This window comes from Streptomyces sp. NPDC085596, assembly GCF_044541565.1.
Lineage (GTDB): Bacteria > Actinomycetota > Actinomycetes > Streptomycetales > Streptomycetaceae > Streptomyces.
Genome location: NZ_JBITTC010000001.1, coordinates 179,390 through 194,115, shown reverse-complemented (window position 1 = coordinate 194,115; position 14,726 = coordinate 179,390). Strand labels below are relative to the sequence as shown.

At 71.5% G+C, this 14,726-nt stretch carries 14 protein-coding genes; 8 read left to right on the top strand and 6 right to left on the bottom strand.

All coding sequences use genetic code 11. The features are described 5' to 3' along the window. Positions 1 to 168 precede the first annotated feature (168 nt). Complete coding sequence (locus ACIGA3_RS00910) at positions 169 to 963, top strand: methyltransferase domain-containing protein (protein WP_399708841.1); 795 nt, start codon at positions 169 to 171, stop codon at positions 961 to 963. Between the two features lie 14 nt (positions 964 to 977). On the opposite strand, the gene ACIGA3_RS00905 is transcribed toward ACIGA3_RS00910, so the two are convergent. From ACIGA3_RS00905 to ACIGA3_RS00890, 4 genes are all read right to left on the bottom strand, one after another. Then, entirely contained in the window at positions 978 to 1,931 is a 954-nt protein-coding gene (locus tag ACIGA3_RS00905; RefSeq protein ID WP_399708838.1) for a carbohydrate kinase family protein, read from the bottom strand. Further along, positions 1,916 to 2,824, bottom strand: coding sequence for a pseudouridine-5'-phosphate glycosidase (locus tag ACIGA3_RS00900; protein ID WP_399708835.1), 909 nt, complete (start codon positions 2,822 to 2,824; stop codon positions 1,916 to 1,918). Before ACIGA3_RS00900 ends, ACIGA3_RS00905 begins: the two co-directional genes overlap by 16 nt. A 104-nt stretch (positions 2,825 to 2,928) precedes the next feature. Further along, a complete protein-coding gene (locus tag ACIGA3_RS00895; protein WP_399708832.1) occupies positions 2,929 to 3,483 on the bottom strand; it encodes a methylated-DNA--[protein]-cysteine S-methyltransferase in 555 nt (184 codons plus the stop codon). 52 nt (positions 3,484 to 3,535) lie between these two features. Next, on the bottom strand, positions 3,536 to 4,405 hold the full coding sequence (locus ACIGA3_RS00890; RefSeq protein WP_399708829.1) for a glycerophosphodiester phosphodiesterase: 870 nt from the start codon (positions 4,403 to 4,405) through the stop codon (positions 3,536 to 3,538). 278 nt (positions 4,406 to 4,683) lie between these two features. Here ACIGA3_RS00890 and ACIGA3_RS00885 point away from each other — a divergent pair, with 278 nt between their 5' ends. The 7 genes from ACIGA3_RS00885 to aroQ all read left to right on the top strand — a co-directional run bounded on the left by ACIGA3_RS00885 (position 4,684) and on the right by aroQ (position 13,282). Further along, the gene (locus ACIGA3_RS00885; RefSeq protein WP_399708826.1) at positions 4,684 to 5,559 is read left to right on the top strand and encodes an MHYT domain-containing protein; all 876 of its coding nucleotides are present in this window, start codon (positions 4,684 to 4,686) and stop codon (positions 5,557 to 5,559) included. A 41-nt stretch (positions 5,560 to 5,600) separates the two neighbouring features. Next, the gene (uvrB, locus tag ACIGA3_RS00880) at positions 5,601 to 7,748 is read left to right on the top strand and encodes an excinuclease ABC subunit UvrB (RefSeq protein ID WP_399708823.1); all 2,148 of its coding nucleotides are present in this window, start codon (positions 5,601 to 5,603) and stop codon (positions 7,746 to 7,748) included. Positions 7,749 to 7,904: 156 nt separating this feature from the next. After that, positions 7,905 to 8,483 (top strand): TerD family protein, encoded by a 579-nt coding sequence (locus ACIGA3_RS00875; protein WP_399708820.1) that lies wholly within the window; start codon positions 7,905 to 7,907, stop codon positions 8,481 to 8,483. Positions 8,484 to 8,531: 48 nt separating this feature from the next. Continuing rightward, on the top strand, positions 8,532 to 10,328 hold the full coding sequence (locus tag ACIGA3_RS00870) for a TerD family protein (RefSeq protein ID WP_399708817.1): 1,797 nt from the start codon (positions 8,532 to 8,534) through the stop codon (positions 10,326 to 10,328). 221 nt (positions 10,329 to 10,549) lie between these two features. Next, positions 10,550 to 11,545, top strand: coding sequence for a TerC family protein (locus tag ACIGA3_RS00865; protein ID WP_399708814.1), 996 nt, complete (start codon positions 10,550 to 10,552; stop codon positions 11,543 to 11,545). 50 nt (positions 11,546 to 11,595) lie between these two features. Then, complete coding sequence (locus tag ACIGA3_RS00860) at positions 11,596 to 12,696, top strand: calcium:proton antiporter (protein WP_399708811.1); 1,101 nt, start codon at positions 11,596 to 11,598, stop codon at positions 12,694 to 12,696. A gap of 112 nt (positions 12,697 to 12,808) precedes the next feature. After that, positions 12,809 to 13,282: a type II 3-dehydroquinate dehydratase gene (gene aroQ, locus ACIGA3_RS00855; protein WP_399708809.1), complete on the top strand. Its 474-nt coding sequence runs from the start codon at positions 12,809 to 12,811 to the stop codon at positions 13,280 to 13,282. A gap of 25 nt (positions 13,283 to 13,307) precedes the next feature. Here aroQ and ACIGA3_RS00850 read toward each other — a convergent pair whose 3' ends face one another. Together ACIGA3_RS00850 and ACIGA3_RS00845 are read right to left on the bottom strand one after the other, a co-directional pair. Then, positions 13,308 to 13,964 (bottom strand): MBL fold metallo-hydrolase, encoded by a 657-nt coding sequence (locus ACIGA3_RS00850; RefSeq protein WP_399708806.1) that lies wholly within the window; start codon positions 13,962 to 13,964, stop codon positions 13,308 to 13,310. A gap of 46 nt (positions 13,965 to 14,010) precedes the next feature. Beyond that, positions 14,011 to 14,697 (bottom strand): maleylpyruvate isomerase family mycothiol-dependent enzyme, encoded by a 687-nt coding sequence (locus tag ACIGA3_RS00845; protein WP_399708804.1) that lies wholly within the window; start codon positions 14,695 to 14,697, stop codon positions 14,011 to 14,013. Positions 14,698 to 14,726: the final 29 nt, after the last annotated feature.

Genomic DNA, 14,726 nt, shown 5'->3' with positions numbered 1-14,726 from the left:
TTGCCTGGATCTCCGCACCTGACACCCTTCGTGTCCTGCGCGGTCAGTTTGCCAGTCCGTCGAGAAAGTCGGGGAAGCCTGTGGGAATCGCGCATTCCGCTTGGTTCCCGCCTGTGGACGGAGGGTCGGCCGCGTCGGTCGCGGCGACGGGCTGGGACCATGCGGAACATGACGAGATCCGACGGATACCTCCTGGACAACCAGCAGACCGAGGCGGGCGAACGCTTCGACGCCTTCGCCTCGCTCTTCGATCCCACCACGTTCCGCCACCTCGAACGCCTCGGCGTCGGCCCCGGCCTGCGCTGCTGGGAGGTCGGCGCCGGAGGCACCTCGGTCGTCTCCTGGCTCGCGAGGAAGGTGGGCCCGACCGGCACCGTCGTCGCCACCGACATCGACACCTCCCGTCTGGACACGGTGGCCCGGCCGCCGGTGGAGGTCCGCACCCACGACGTGGGCGCCGAGGAGGCGCCGGGCCGGGGCTTCGACCTCGTGCACGCCCGGCTCGTACTCGTCCATGTCCCGGACCGGGAACGGGCGTTGCGCTCCATGATCGACTCGCTGCGGCCCGGCGGCCGTCTGCTGATCGAGGACGCCGACCCGGCCCTGCAACCCCTGACCTGCCCCGACGAGCACGGCCCCGAGCAGCGGCTCGCCAACCGGCTCCGCCAGGGCTTCCGCCGGCTCCTCGCCGAGCGCGGCGCCGACCTCTCCTACGGCCGCCGCCTGCCGCGCCTGCTCCGCGAGGCGGGGCTGCGGGAGGTCGAGGCCGACGTGTACTTCCCGCTCACCTCACCGGCGTGCACCGCGCTCGAACTGGCCACGGTCCGTCAGATCCGGGGCCGCCTGGTCGAAGCGGGGCTGGCCACCGACGAGGACATCGACCGGCATCTCGCCAATGTCGCGGCGGGCGGCATGGACCTCGCCACCGCGCCGCTGATCTCCGCGTGGGGGCGCAAGGTCTGAGCAGCGCGCGAGTTTCAGGCTGTGTGCGGCGCCCGCCCGTCGTCGTCCGGGCACGGCGGCCGGCCGCCCACCCGCTCCACCGCCCGCGCCCCGGCCCGGCAACCCCACTCCGCCGCGACCTCCGCACTGGCGCCCGCCACCAGAGCCGCGAGGAACGCGCCGGTGAACGCGTCCCCGGCACCCGTGCTGTCCTCCGCGCGGGCCGGTACCGCGGGAACCCGGGCGCACACGACCCCCGACCGGGCCACCAACGCCCCCTCAGCCCCCGACTTGGCCACCACCACAGGCCCGAGCCCGCTCAACTCCGCCGCCGCCCCGGCCCAGTCGGACACCCCTGTGAGCAGGCACGCCTCGTCCCGGCTGGGCAGCAGCACATCGAGCCGTTTGGCGAACTCCAGGAACCGGTCCGCCCCGAACCGCGCGAGGAACCCCGCCGAAGCCGGGTCCAGGCTGACCGGCACCCCACGCGCGCGTGCCGCCGCCAGCGCGGCCTCGGCCAACGCCCGGCTGGACTCGGCGAACAGCAGGTAGCCCGACAGATGCAGCCGGGCCACGCCGTCGAGCAACTCATCAGACCAGTCGGCTGGTTCGAGCCGCAGCGATGCCCCGCTGGAGGTGAGGAACGTGCGCTCGGCCGCCGCCTCACCGTCGACGAGACAGATCACCGTGCCGGTCGGCGCCACCGGGTCCACCACCAGCAGTGGCCGCACCCCGCCCGCCAGCAGCTCCCGCTCGTGCCACCGCGCCGCGTCCGCGCCCACCCGCGCCAGCAGCCGTACGTCCGCACAGCCCGCGTCGGCGGCCCAGCACGCCACGTTGGCGCCCGCCCCGCCCGGCAGCGTCCGGATCACGGCGACGGTGTCGGTGCTCGCGGCGAGCGGGCCCCGGTGCCGGGCCACCACGTCGGTGATCACGTCCCCGACGACCAGCAGCCCACCCTGCGGGCCGCCGGTCACCTCATCGCCCACGCCGTGGCGATCCGCGCCGCCAGCTCCACATTCCCGCGCACCGCGGCCAGGTTGGCGCGCAGCGAGGCCCCGTCCGTGTGCCGGACCAGATGAGCCAGCAGGAACGGTGTGACGGCCTGACCGGTGACGCCCTCCTCCTCACAGGCACGCAGCGCCTCGGTGAGCACGCGCGCGTGCAGCCCGGGGTCGAGCTGCCGTTCCGGCGGGACGGGATTGGCGACGATCAGCGCCGATTCCAGGGTGCCGAGGGCGTCCTGCGCCCGCATGACCTCCGCGACCTGCTCCGGATCACGCAGCGTCCAGTCCACCGGATGCCCCGAGTCGGACAGATAGAAGCCGGGGAACCGCTCGGTGCGGTAACCGGCGACGGCCACGCCCAGCGTCTCCAGCCGCTGCAGGGTGGCCGGAACGTCCAGGATCGACTTCACGCCCGCGCACACCACGGTGATCCGGGTCCGGGCCAGCAGCCCCAGGTCGGCCGACTCGTCCTGGGTCACCGTCCACTGCCGGTGCACACCGCCCAGGCCGCCGGTGGCGAACACCCGGATGCCCGCCAGCGCGGCCAACTGAGCCGTCGCCGACACCGTGGTCGCCCCGCTCGCCCCCGCGGCCATGGCCAGGGGCAGATCCCGGTGGCCCAGCTTGCGGATGCCGTCCTCGTTGGCGACCCGCTCCAACTGGTCCTTGTCCAGCCCGACATGGGGCCGCCCGTCGAGCACGGCGATCGTCGCGGGAACGGCTCCCTCGCGCCGGACCACGTCCTCCAGCTCCAGCGCCACCTGGAGATTGCGCGGGCGCGGCAGCCCGTGCGCGATGATCGTGGACTCCAGGGCCACCACCGGCCGTCCGGCGACTGTCGCCTCCCGGACCTCCTCGGACAACACCAGCACCACGCGCCCGCCTCCCGTCAGTCGCCTCCCCTCATCTCTGGCGGGCGCGACCCCCGGCCAAACGCCCGACCCCGATATCGCGTCACTCGGCCCGCCGGGAGGCGCCGTCAGAACAGCGGCTCGGGCAGTACGCCCTCCAGCGCGAGCAGCTGCCGCTTCGTCTCCAGCCCGCCCCCGAACCCACCGATCCCGCCGTCGCTCTCCACCACCCGGTGACACGGCACGACGACCGGCAGCGGATTGGCGCCCATCGCCGTGCCCACCGCCTGCGCCCCGCCCGGCTGTCCGACCCGCCGGGCCAGATCGCCGTAACCCACCACCGTGCCGTACGGGACGCCGTCGGCCAGCTCGCGCAGCACCGTCCGGTTGAAGCCTGAGATCAGCGACCAGTCCAGCGGCAGATCGAAGTCGTGGCGCTCACCCGCGAGATACGCCTCGACCTGCCGTATCGCCTCGGCCAGCAGGGGCGCGCCCGGCTCCTGGACCGGCTCGGTGCCGTACCGCGCCGCCAGCCGCCTCAGCGCGCGCTCGCACACCGGGCCGGTGGCGTGGAAGACGACGTTGACCAGTCCCTGACCGCTCGCGGCCAGCATCAGCGGGCCGATGCGGCTGCCCACGACCGCCCACACGACCCGCTGTCCGTCCTGCCCATGGCTGTCCATGCCGCCCACGCTACGACCCGCCACTGACAACGCCCCCGGACCGGGGCCCGGCTCAGTCGGCGCTCAGCGCCGTCCGCACCACGTCCGGCTTGTTGGTGATGATCCCGTCGACGCCGAAGCCCCTGACCTTCCGGGCCGTGGCCGCGTCGTTCACCGTCCAGGTGAACACCCGGAGAGGTTTGCCGTGCGCCCCCTTCAGAGCGTGCACGGTCGACACGTAGCTCGCGGAGATGTCCGCGTACGAGGGGTTGATCAGGTCCGCGAACCGGGCGTACCCGCTCAGTGCCGCGACCGTCGGACGGCCCAGGTAACCGGTGGTCAGTGCCGGCTTGAGCTGGTGCACGGTGCGGATGCTGTCCGCGCTGAAGCTCTGCACGATGAGCCTGCCGCGGTGCGCGCGGTCGAGCCAGCCCTCGTTGCTCAGGGTCTTGAGGATCTGCTGCTCGATGCCGGGGTACAGCTCGGGGTTCTTGACCTCGAGCAGCAGTTTCTCGTGGTTGTGCTCGACCCGGCGCATGTACCGCTCCAGCGTCGGCACGCGCGCGCCCGCGTAGGCGGGGGAGAACCAGCTGCCCGCGTCCAGCCGGGCGATCTCGGCCGCCGTGAAGTCCTTCACCTTCCAGGGGGCCCGGCCGGGAAACACGTCCTCGACGTTCGTGGTGCGCGCCAGGCTGTCGTCGTGGATGACGACCAGCTTGCCGTCCTTGGTGCGCTGCACGTCGTTCTCCACCCAGGAGAAGCCGAGCTTCGCCGCCTTGTCGATGGCGGCCAGCGTGTTCTCGGGCGCGTACGCGGAGGCCCCTCGGTGGGCGACCACCGTGGGCTGGGCCGCCCGGACCGGCCGGCCGTCGGAGGCGGGGCTCAGCAGGACCGTCGCCCCCAGGGCCGCGGTGGCCGCGGCGGCGACTGCGTGCGCGTGCATGCGTACTCCTCACGTCCGGCGAATACCAACAGCACCAGAGTGACAGCAGAGCGTCAACGGCACACAGGCGCAGAACGGCCACACGATGAACAGTGGAGCCCAACTCCGCACACCGGTGCCGCACAAGTGGGGTAAGGCCGTGTTTCTTTGCCGGAAAATCATTCGACCATTCCGGTGGCGGCCATACTCTCTGCGTCAGCCCCGACCGCCACAGCGGTGCTGGGCAGGGGGAACATCGCGTCTGTCGCAGGACGCGTGAAGGCGAGGGACAGCCGCGCATGCGAGGCACGATCGACGGATTCAGCTACGGGGTCGTCACCCCCCTCGTGGGTTATGTGATGGCCTGCCTGGGCGGCGCCCTCGGCCTGCGCTGCACCACCCGGTCCCTGCTGGTCACCCACTCCTGGCGGCCCGCGTGGCTGGCCCTCGGATCGACCGCGATCGGCTCCGGCATCTGGACCATGCACTTCATCGCCATGATGGGCTTCTCCATCGACGAGACACCGATCCGCTTCGACAAACCGATGACCTACGCGAGCCTCGGCCTGGCCATCGTCATGGTGGGCGTCGGGATCTTCATCATCGGCTACCGGGGCGCCACCGGCACGTCGCTCGTCACCGGCGGCACGATCACCGGTCTGGGTGTCGCCTCGATGCATTACCTCGGCATGGCCGGCATGCGTTTCGACGGACGGTTCACCTACGACATCGCCGGCGTCGTCGCGTCCGTCGTCATCGCGGTCGTGGCAGCCACCGTCGCCCTCTGGGCCGCCGGACACGTCCGGGGCCTGCTGGGCAGCATCGGCGCCGGCCTCGTCATGGGCCTCGCCGTCAGCGGCATGCACTACACCGGCATGGCCGGACTCACCGTCCACCTCCACGGCACCCCCGGCACCGCCACCAGCGGCTCACCGGCCGCCGTGCTCGCCCCGATCCTCATCGGACCGCTCGCCCTCCTCGTCCTCGCGGCAGCCGTCGTGCTGTTCGATCCGCTGATGGTCAAAGACGCGCCGCGGCATATCCCCGAGGAGCCCAAGCCGGGCGTCCCGGCCGCTGCCGTAGCCTCCCACCAGCGCATTCGCCCGCAGCGTGGTCCGAACCGCCAGCCGGTCCACGCCGACGCCCACGGCTCCCGCACCCCCCAGCGCCACTGACTCCCGGCCCGTTGTCAGTGCGGGGTCGTACGGTTGACTCCATGCGGCCCGTTTCAAAGATCGAACGCACGGTGGCGCCCATCGAGGTCGTCAGCTCCTACCAGCCCAGCGGCGACCAGCCGGCGGCCATCGCCGACCTGGCCAAGCGCGTGCGGGGCGGCGAGAAGGACGTCGTACTGCTCGGCGCGACCGGCACCGGCAAGTCCGCCACCACCGCGTGGATGATCGAGAAGCTCCAGCGCCCCACCCTGGTGATGGCGCCGAACAAGACGCTGGCCGCGCAGCTGGCCAACGAGTTCCGTGAGCTGCTCCCGAACAACGCGGTCGAATACTTCGTCTCGTACTACGACTACTACCAGCCCGAGGCGTACGTCCCGCAGTCGGACACCTACATCGAGAAGGACTCCTCGATCAACGAGGAGGTCGAGCGTCTGCGCCACTCGGCGACGAACTCCCTGCTCACCCGGCGTGACGTCGTCGTGGTCGCCTCCGTCTCCTGCATCTACGGCCTGGGCACCCCGCAGGAGTACGTGGACCGCATGGTCCCCCTCAAGGTCGGCGAGGAGATCGACCGCGACGAACTGCTGCGCCGCTTCGTCGACATCCAGTACACGCGCAACGACACGGCCTTCACCCGAGGCACCTTCCGCGTGCGCGGCGACACCATCGAGATCTTCCCGGTCTACGAGGAGCTGGCCGTCCGCATCGAGATGTTCGGCGACGAGATCGAGGCGCTGTCCACGCTGCACCCGCTCACCGGCGAGATCATCAGCGACGACCAGCAGCTGTACGTCTTCCCCGCCTCCCACTACGTCGCCGGCCCCGAGCGCATGGAGCGCGCCGTCAACGGCATCGAGAAGGAGCTGGGGGAGCGCCTGGCCGAGCTGGAGAAGCAGGGCAAGCTCCTGGAGGCCCAGCGCCTGCGGATGCGCACCACCTACGACATCGAGATGCTCCGCCAGATCGGCACCTGCTCCGGCGTGGAGAACTACTCGATGCACTTCGACGGCCGCCTCCCCGGCTCCCCGCCGAACACCCTGCTCGACTACTTCCCGGACGACTTCCTGCTCGTCATCGACGAGTCGCACGTCACCGTCCCGCAGATCGGCGCCATGTACGAGGGCGACGCCTCCCGCAAGCGCACCCTGGTCGAACACGGCTTCCGGCTGCCCTCCGCGCTGGACAACCGCCCGCTGAAGTGGGAGGAGTTCCAGGGGCGCATCGGGCAGACCGTGTACCTGTCGGCGACTCCGGGCGCCTACGAACTGTCCCGGGGGGACGGCGTGGTGGAGCAGATCATCCGCCCCACCGGTCTGGTCGACCCCGAGGTCGTGGTCAAGCCCACCGAGGGTCAGATCGACGACCTGGTGCACGAGATCCGGGAGCGGACCGACAAGGACGAGCGTGTCCTGGTCACCACGCTCACCAAGAAGATGGCCGAGGACCTCACCGACTACTTCGTGGAACTCGGCATCCAGGTCCGCTATCTGCACAGCGACGTCGACACCCTGCGCCGCGTGGAACTGCTGCGCGAGTTGCGGGCCGGCGAGTTCGACGTCCTGGTCGGCATCAACCTGCTGCGCGAGGGCCTCGACCTGCCCGAGGTGTCCCTGGTGGCCATCCTCGACGCCGACAAGGAGGGCTTCCTGCGCTCCGGCACCTCGCTGATCCAGACCATCGGCCGCGCGGCGCGCAATGTCTCCGGCCAGGTCCACATGTACGCCGACAGGATCACCCCGGCGATGGAGAAGGCCATCGACGAGACCAACCGGCGCCGCGAGAAGCAGGTCGCGTACAACAAGGCCAACGGCATCGACCCGCAGCCGCTGCGCAAGAAGATCAACGACATCGTCGCGCGGATCGCCCGCGAGGACGTCGACACCGAGCAGCTCCTCGGCACCGGCTACCGGCAGCAGAAGGACGGCAAGGCGCCCAGGACGCCCGTGCCCTCCCTCGGGGCCGCCGCGACCAGGAACGCGAAGGCGAAGACGGCCAAGACCAAGGCGAAGGGCGGGGCTACGCCCACCGACCAGCCGGCCGCCGAACTCGCCGGACAGATCGAGGAGATGACGGAGCGCATGCGCGCCGCCGCCGCGGAGCTCCAGTTCGAGATCGCCGCCCGGCTGCGCGACGAGGTGTCCGAGATGAAGAAGGAACTGCGCCAGATGCGGGAGGCCGGCATCGCCTGACCCTCCAGACCCGTCCGGACCTCGGCATACGCGCCCAGTGTTGCAACACCGACACAAAGCGCGGGCCGGGGTTCGGCACGGTCGGTGGCGCTGCGTAGGGTTCTGGGCAACCGCGCGATGCGCGGCAACAGGGGAACACCGAGAGGGGATTCAGCCGTGACCGTCAACATGACCAAGGGCCAGGCCATCAGCCTGGAGAAGAAGGACGGGGCCACCCTGACCGCGGTCCGTATGGGTCTCGGCTGGCAGGCGGCGAAGCGACGCGGGCTGTTCGGCACGCGCACCCGCGAGATCGACCTGGACGCCTCGGCGGTCCTCTTCGCGGAGAAGCAGCCCGTCGACGTCGTCTTCTTCCGTCATCTGGTGAGCGACGACGGTTCCGTGCGCCACACCGGCGACAACCTCGTGGGCGGTGTCGGGCAGGGCGGCGACGACGAGGCCGTCCTCGTGGACCTCCAGCGGGTCCCGCCCCACGTCGACCAGATCGTCTTCACCGTCAACTCCTTCACCGGGCAGACCTTCCAGGAGGTGCAGAACGCGTTCTGCCGCCTCGTGGACGAGACCAACGGCCAGGAACTCGCGCGCTACACGCTGGCGGGCGGCGGCGAGTACACCGCGCAGATCATGGCCAAGGTGCATCGCGCGGGTACCGGCTGGACGATGACCGCGCTGGGCGAGCCCGCCAACGGGCGCACGTTCCAGGACCTGATGCCCGCGATCCTCCCGCACCTGTAGGACCGCCCGCCGGGCGCGCACGACAACACGACACAGGGGGCGGCGGCGATGGGGACCGAACTGGTGCGGGGGCAGAACCACCCGCTGCCCCGGACCCGGCTGGAGATCCTGATCTCGGCCGAGGTCCCCGTGCTCGTGGCGGCCGCCCTCGGTGACGAGGGCGGCCGTGTCCATGACGGCCACCGGATCGCCCGTCCCGGCGCCGCCGCCCCGCCCGGCATCGAGGTACCCCACGCGGCGGCCGCCGGGCACCGCCTCACCGTCGACCTGGGCGCGCTGCCCGAGGCCGTGCACCGCGTCACCGTGCTGCTGGCCAGGCCCGAACGGCCGGGTGCGGACCTCCGGTTCGGCGCGACCACCGCCCCGCGGGCGACCGTCACCGATGCCGACGGCACCGAGATCGCCCGCTTCAGCCTCACCGGGCTGGACGCCGAGTCGGCCGTCCTCGCGCTGGAGCTGTACCGCCGTCAGGGCGGCTGGAAGGTGCGCGCGGTCGGCCAGGGTTATGCCGACGGCCTCCCCGCGCTCCTCGCCGACCTGGGGCTGTCCCAGCCGCGCGAGGTCGCCGAGGCCATGTGGGAGGCGTGGCGCCCTGGCGTGCCGCGGGCCGCCGTTCCGGAGGGCCGTCCGTCCGGTGACGGACCGGTCGACTACACCCACCCCAGGCGGCAGGCTTCCGCGGCCGACCCCGACCCCGACCCCGACCCCGCCTCCGGGGAACCGCCACGTCCCGTCGCGGGCGACGCGGCGGGCTGGTCGATGGAGGAGCGGCTGTACAACCAGGTCTGGGGCATGTTCGAGGACCTGGCCCGAGCCACCGCCGCCCTCCGGAGCGCGGCCGACTTCGCCGCCGCCCGCCTGGACCGGGAACTCGACGAGGTCCTCGCCGACCCGCGCGCCAGGATCGGCGGCGCCGGGGACGCGGCCCGTGAGGCGGCCCGGGCCAAGCACGACGAGCTGGTCGGCCGGGCACGGGCGGCCTACGACCGCGACGTCGCCCAGCTCACCGCCGAGGCCGAGGTCGTCGAACCCGCCCTGCCGCCCGCGTACGCCCGCTGGGACAACCCGGTCTGGCACGGTCACCAGGTGCCGGCCGAGCCGCCCCAGGCCGTACGGCTGGGCGATCTCCACCTCCCCGAGAGCGCACCCCTGCGTATCCCGATGCTGGTCAGGCTGCCGCTGGAACGGGGCCTGTGGGTCGACAGCGGCGCCACACCGGTCGACTTCGCGGACTCCGTGGACCGGCGCCGCCAAGCCCTGGAGGTGGCCGTGGCCCTCTCGGCCCGGCTGCTCGCAGTCCACCCCGTGGGGGAGTTCGCCGTACAGGTCGCCGACGCGGCCGGTGCCGGAGCCGGGCCGCTCGGGGCCCTCACCCGGACGGGCGCGCTGACGGGACCGCACGCGACCGGCGCGGCGGGGGTGGCGCGGACGCTGGAGTCGCTCACCCGGCGGGTCGATCTGGTGCGCATGGCGATCAGCGGCGGCGCGACCGAGGCACTGCCGGACGGCTTCGACACCGCCCGGCGGCTGCTGATCGTCAACGACTTCCCGCAGGGCTTCGACGACCGCGCCCTGACCCGGCTCCGCTTCCTCGCGGACGAGGGTCCGGCGGCCGGGGTCCATCTGCTGCTGGTCGCGGACCGCGCCGACGCCGAGGCGTACGGGCCGTTGCTCGACCCGCTGTGGCGTTCGCTGATGCGACTCACCCCGTCGCCCGACGACCATTTCGCCGATCCTTGGGTCGGGCATGCGTGGACCTTCGAACCAGCCCTCCCGCCACACGGGAGCGCGGTCGTCCAGCAGGTGCTCGGCGCGGTCGTCGCGGCCCGGATCAAGGGAAAGTAAAGAACCTCTGAGCTGCTCACTTGGTCTTTACTTTACCTTTCTCTTTACTATTCCTTGGTGATTGCGCTACTGTCTTCATGCGGAGGGGAGTACTCCTTGATGCGGCGCACCCGTCAGTACGAATCCCCATGGATTCCGGGGCGCCGGCCCGTTCTCCGGGTGGAAGAGACCTCCGGCAGCGACAACGCTGATGTTTGCCGTGACGTAATGCCGGAGGTGCAGTGGACGTCTCTTTGACCCTGTGGGTCCTGACCATCGTGGGGCTGGCCGCCCTGATCGCGGTGGACTTCTTCATCGGCCGCAAGCCGCATGAAGTGTCCATCAAGGAAGCGGGCATCTGGACAGCCGTCTGGATCGCCCTGGCCGGACTCTTCGGCCTCGGACTGCTCTACTTCGGCGGCGGCCAGCCCGCCGGGGAGTTCTTCGCCGGTTTCATCACCGAGAAGTCGCTGAGCGTCGACAACCTCTTCGTCTTCGTCCTGATCATGACGAAGTTCGCGGTGCCCGCGCAGTACCAGCAGCGGGTCCTGCTCTTCGGCGTGCTCATAGCCCTGGTCCTGCGAGCCGCCTTCATCGCGGCCGGAGCGGCGATCATCGCCAGCTTCTCCTGGGTGTTCTTCATCTTCGGCGCCTTCCTGATCTGGACCGCCTGGAAGCTCATCCAGGAGGCCCGCGCCGATCACGAGGACGAGGAGTACGAGGAGAACAAGCTCCTGAAGGCCGTCGAGCGCAGGTTCGGCGTCGCCGACCGGTACCACGGCACCAAGCTGTGGATCGAGGAGAACGGCAAGCGGGTCATGACCCCGATGCTGGTCGTGATGCTCGCCATCGGCACCACCGACGTGCTGTTCGCGCTGGACTCCATCCCCGCGATCTTCGGCCTGACGCAGGACCCGTACATCGTCTTCACCGCGAACGCCTTCGCCCTGATGGGTCTGCGCCAGCTGTACTTCCTCATCGGCGGCCTGCTGAAGAAGCTGGTCCACCTGTCGTACGGCCTGTCGGTCATCCTCGGCTTCATCGGCGTCAAGCTGGTGCTGCACGCCCTGCATGAGCTCGGGGTGCATGTCCCCGAGATCAGCATCCCGGTCTCCCTGGCCGTGATCTGCGGCGTGCTGGTCATCACCACGATCACCAGCCTCCTCGCCTCCCGGAAGCAGGCCGCCGCCGAGGCGGCCGGGGGCGACGGCGCCCCCAAGGACAGCATCGACGCCTGACACGAGACGAACGGAATGCGAACCCTGTACGCCTCTGCCACCATCACTGCATGATCACTCGGCTCAGGTCGCTCGCCGCGCGGTGGACGCTCCTCGTGCCGGTGCTCGCGGTCGTCCTCCTCGTCCTCACCTGGGGCCGTGGTCTGCCCGGCGCGGTCGTCGCCCTGGTCACCCTCGTGCTCGCCGGGGCCGTCCTGGCCGCCGTGCACCACGCCGAGGTCGTCGCCCACCGGGTGGGCGAACCCTTCGGCTCCCTGGTGCTCGCCATCGCCGTCACCATCATCGAGGTGGCGCTGATCCTCACCCTCATGGTCGACGGCGGGGACAAGAGCTCCACCCTGGCCCGGGACACGGTCTTCGCCGCCGTGATGATCACCTGCAACGGCATCCTCGGCATCTGCCTCCTGGTCGCCTCCCTGCGCCACGGCACCGCCGTCTTCAACCCCGAGGGCACCGGAGCCGCCCTGGCGACGGTCGCCACCCTGGCCACCCTCAGCCTGGTGCTGCCCACCTTCACGACCAGCAAGCCCGGCCCCGAGTTCTCCACCGTGCAACTGACGTTCGCGGCCCTGTCCTCCCTGGTCCTCTACGGCCTCTTCGTCGCCACCCAGACCCTGCGGCACCGCGACTACTTCCTGCCGGTCACCAAAGAGGGCGACATCATCACCACCGCCGACCACGCGGCGCCCCCGTCCGCCCGCCGCGCCTGGACCAGCCTCGGCCTGCTCGGCCTCGCTCTCGTCGGCGTGGTCGGCCTCGCCAAGGGCGTGTCGCCCACGATCGAATCAGGAGTGGAGGGCGCTGGCCTGCCCCAGGCGGTCGTCGGTGTGGTCATCGCTCTGCTCGTGCTGCTGCCCGAGACCATCGCCGCGCTGCGCGCCGCCCGCCGCGACCGGGTGCAGACCAGCCTCAACCTCGCGCTGGGCTCCGCCATGGCCAGCATCGGCCTGACCATCCCGGCCGTCGCCCTGGCCTCGATCTGGCTGTCCGGGCCGCTCGTGCTGGGCCTCGGCTCCACGCACATGCTGCTGCTCGCGCTCACCGTGGTGGTCGCCTCGCTCACGGTCGTGCCCGGCCGCGCCACCCCGCTCCAGGGCGGCGTCCACCTGGTCCTCTTCGCCGCCTATCTGGAGCTGGCCCTCAACCCGTAGCGCCGGAGCGGCCGGCCGGAGCAGGGCCCGGGGGTGGCCCGGAGCGGCGTGATAGACCGGTCCGAGCAGCGGCCGCCGACGGGCCGCCCCCGACGCACCGGAGGAACCCACCGTGCCCCGCACCCTGGCCAGCGCCCCGATCATGATCCTCAACGGGCCCAACCTGAACCTCCTCGGCCAGCGGCAGCCCGAGATCTACGGCAAGGACACCCTGGCCGACGTGGAGGCCATGTGCGCGGAGGCGGCGGCCGTGTACGGCGGCACGGTGGACTGCCGGCAGTCCAACCACGAAGGCCAACTGGTGGACTGGGTCCACGAGGCGCGGCTCGACCACGCCGGGATCGTCATCAACCCCGGCGCCTACTCCCACACGTCGGTGGCGATCCTGGACGCGCTCAATACCTGCGACGGCCTGCCTGTGCTGGAGGTGCACATCTCCAACATCCACCAGCGCGAGTCCTTCCGGCACCACTCGTACGTCTCGCTGCGCGCCGACGGTGTGATCGCGGGCTGCGGGGTGCAGGGGTACGTCTTCGCGGTCGAGCGGATCGCCACGCTGCTGGGGTCGGCGCGGACGGACGCCTGAGCGTCGCCCGCGGCCGGACCGCGGCTCACCACCCGCGCGCGTGCCACTCCGGCAGATGCGGTCGCTCGGCGCCCAGGCTGGTGTCGTCGCCGTGGCCGGGGTAGACCCAGGTCTCGTCCGGCAGCGCGTCGAAGATCTTCGTCTCCACGTCATGGATCAGGCCGGCGAACGCCTCGGGGTCCTGGTGCGTGTTGCCGACGCCGCCGGGGAAGAGGCAGTCGCCGGTGAAGACGTGCGGGTGGCCGTGCGGGTCGTCGTAGACCAGCGCGATGGAGCCCGGCGTGTGCCCGACCAGGTGGCGCGCGGTCAGCTCGACCTGGCCGACCCGGATGACGTCCCCGTCGTCGACCGGCACATCGGTGGCGACCGGGATGCCGGGGGCGTCCTCCCGCCCGGCGTACGTACGGGCGCCCGTGGCGCCGACGACCTCGCCGAGCGCCTGCCAGTGGTCGCCGTGCTGGTGCGTGGTGACGACGGACGCGATGCCGTCCTCGCCGATCATGGTGAGGAGGGTGTGCGCCTCGGCGGCCGCGTCGATCAGGAGCTGCTCGTCGGTGGCCCGGCAACGCAGCAGATAGGCGTTGTTGTTCATCGGGCCGACCGCGACCTTCGTGATCATCAGGTCCTTCAGCTCGTGCACGTCCGCCGGTCCGCCTACCCTGACCTCGCCGCTGTACGTCATGACGATCAGCCTATAGCGGGACGGGCGTTGGCGGCCCGGCGTGGTGTCACAGCGGCGGGAGCGCGGGCAGCTCGCCGCCCTTCACCTCCAGCGCGGTCCCGGCGCGGCGCCCGGCGAGCCAGCCCAGCAGGTCGGCCGGGGTGCCGGTGACGGTGACCTCGGACTCGGGAGCCTCCCGCCCGGTGCTCCAGGTCCGAGTGCCGTCGCTCAGCAGCGTCGCGGGCACTTCGGGGCGGCCCTGGAAGCGCTCCGCCAGGAACTCGGTCTCCCGCTCGGTGAACTCGGCCGGGAGATCCTCCAGCTCGTAGCCGGTGCCCAGGTCCACATGGTGCAGCTCGACCTCCACCCAGCGCCGGAACGGCAGCCGGGCCGCGACATCGGTGACGCCGTTGCGCAGCTCCACGACGCGGGTCCAGTCGCCCGGCGCCGAACCCGCCGCGTCGAAGCGGGCCGCGCTGTCGCGCACATCGGCGAGCTGGGTGGCCGGCGGGCGCGGGGCGTCCCGCTCGATGTCGCCGTCGCGTGCCTCGGCGCTCACGTACATGGGACGGCCGCCGAGGACGTTCACGAGCGCGTCGGCGTTGCGGGCGAGATGGGCGAGGACATGTCCACGTGTCCAGCCCGGAAGCCGTGACGGCTCGGCCAGTGCCGCGTTGTCCAGGACGGCGGCCGCGCTGAGCAGCCGGTCCGTCGCTTCGCGTACACGGGCCAGGTCATGAGCGTGATCGGTCATGGGGCCCGACCCTAGCCGGACCACACCTT

Excerpts from the sequence above, each read along its gene's own strand:
- ACIGA3_RS00910 (WP_399708841.1), top strand. The coding sequence starts at position 169 with ATGACGAGATCCGACGGATACCTCCTGGACAACCAGCAGACCGAGGCG.
- ACIGA3_RS00895 (WP_399708832.1), bottom strand. The coding sequence starts at position 3,483 with ATGGACAGCCATGGGCAGGACGGACAGCGGGTCGTGTGGGCGGTCGTG.
- ACIGA3_RS00890 (WP_399708829.1), bottom strand. The coding sequence starts at position 4,405 with ATGCACGCGCACGCAGTCGCCGCCGCGGCCACCGCGGCCCTGGGGGCG.
- ACIGA3_RS00885 (WP_399708826.1), top strand. The coding sequence starts at position 4,684 with ATGCGAGGCACGATCGACGGATTCAGCTACGGGGTCGTCACCCCCCTC.
- uvrB (WP_399708823.1), top strand. The coding sequence starts at position 5,601 with ATGCGGCCCGTTTCAAAGATCGAACGCACGGTGGCGCCCATCGAGGTC.
- ACIGA3_RS00870 (WP_399708817.1), top strand. The coding sequence starts at position 8,532 with ATGGGGACCGAACTGGTGCGGGGGCAGAACCACCCGCTGCCCCGGACC.
- ACIGA3_RS00860 (WP_399708811.1), top strand. The coding sequence starts at position 11,596 with ATGATCACTCGGCTCAGGTCGCTCGCCGCGCGGTGGACGCTCCTCGTG.
- ACIGA3_RS00850 (WP_399708806.1), bottom strand. The coding sequence starts at position 13,964 with ATGACGTACAGCGGCGAGGTCAGGGTAGGCGGACCGGCGGACGTGCAC.
- ACIGA3_RS00845 (WP_399708804.1), bottom strand. The coding sequence starts at position 14,697 with ATGACCGATCACGCTCATGACCTGGCCCGTGTACGCGAAGCGACGGAC.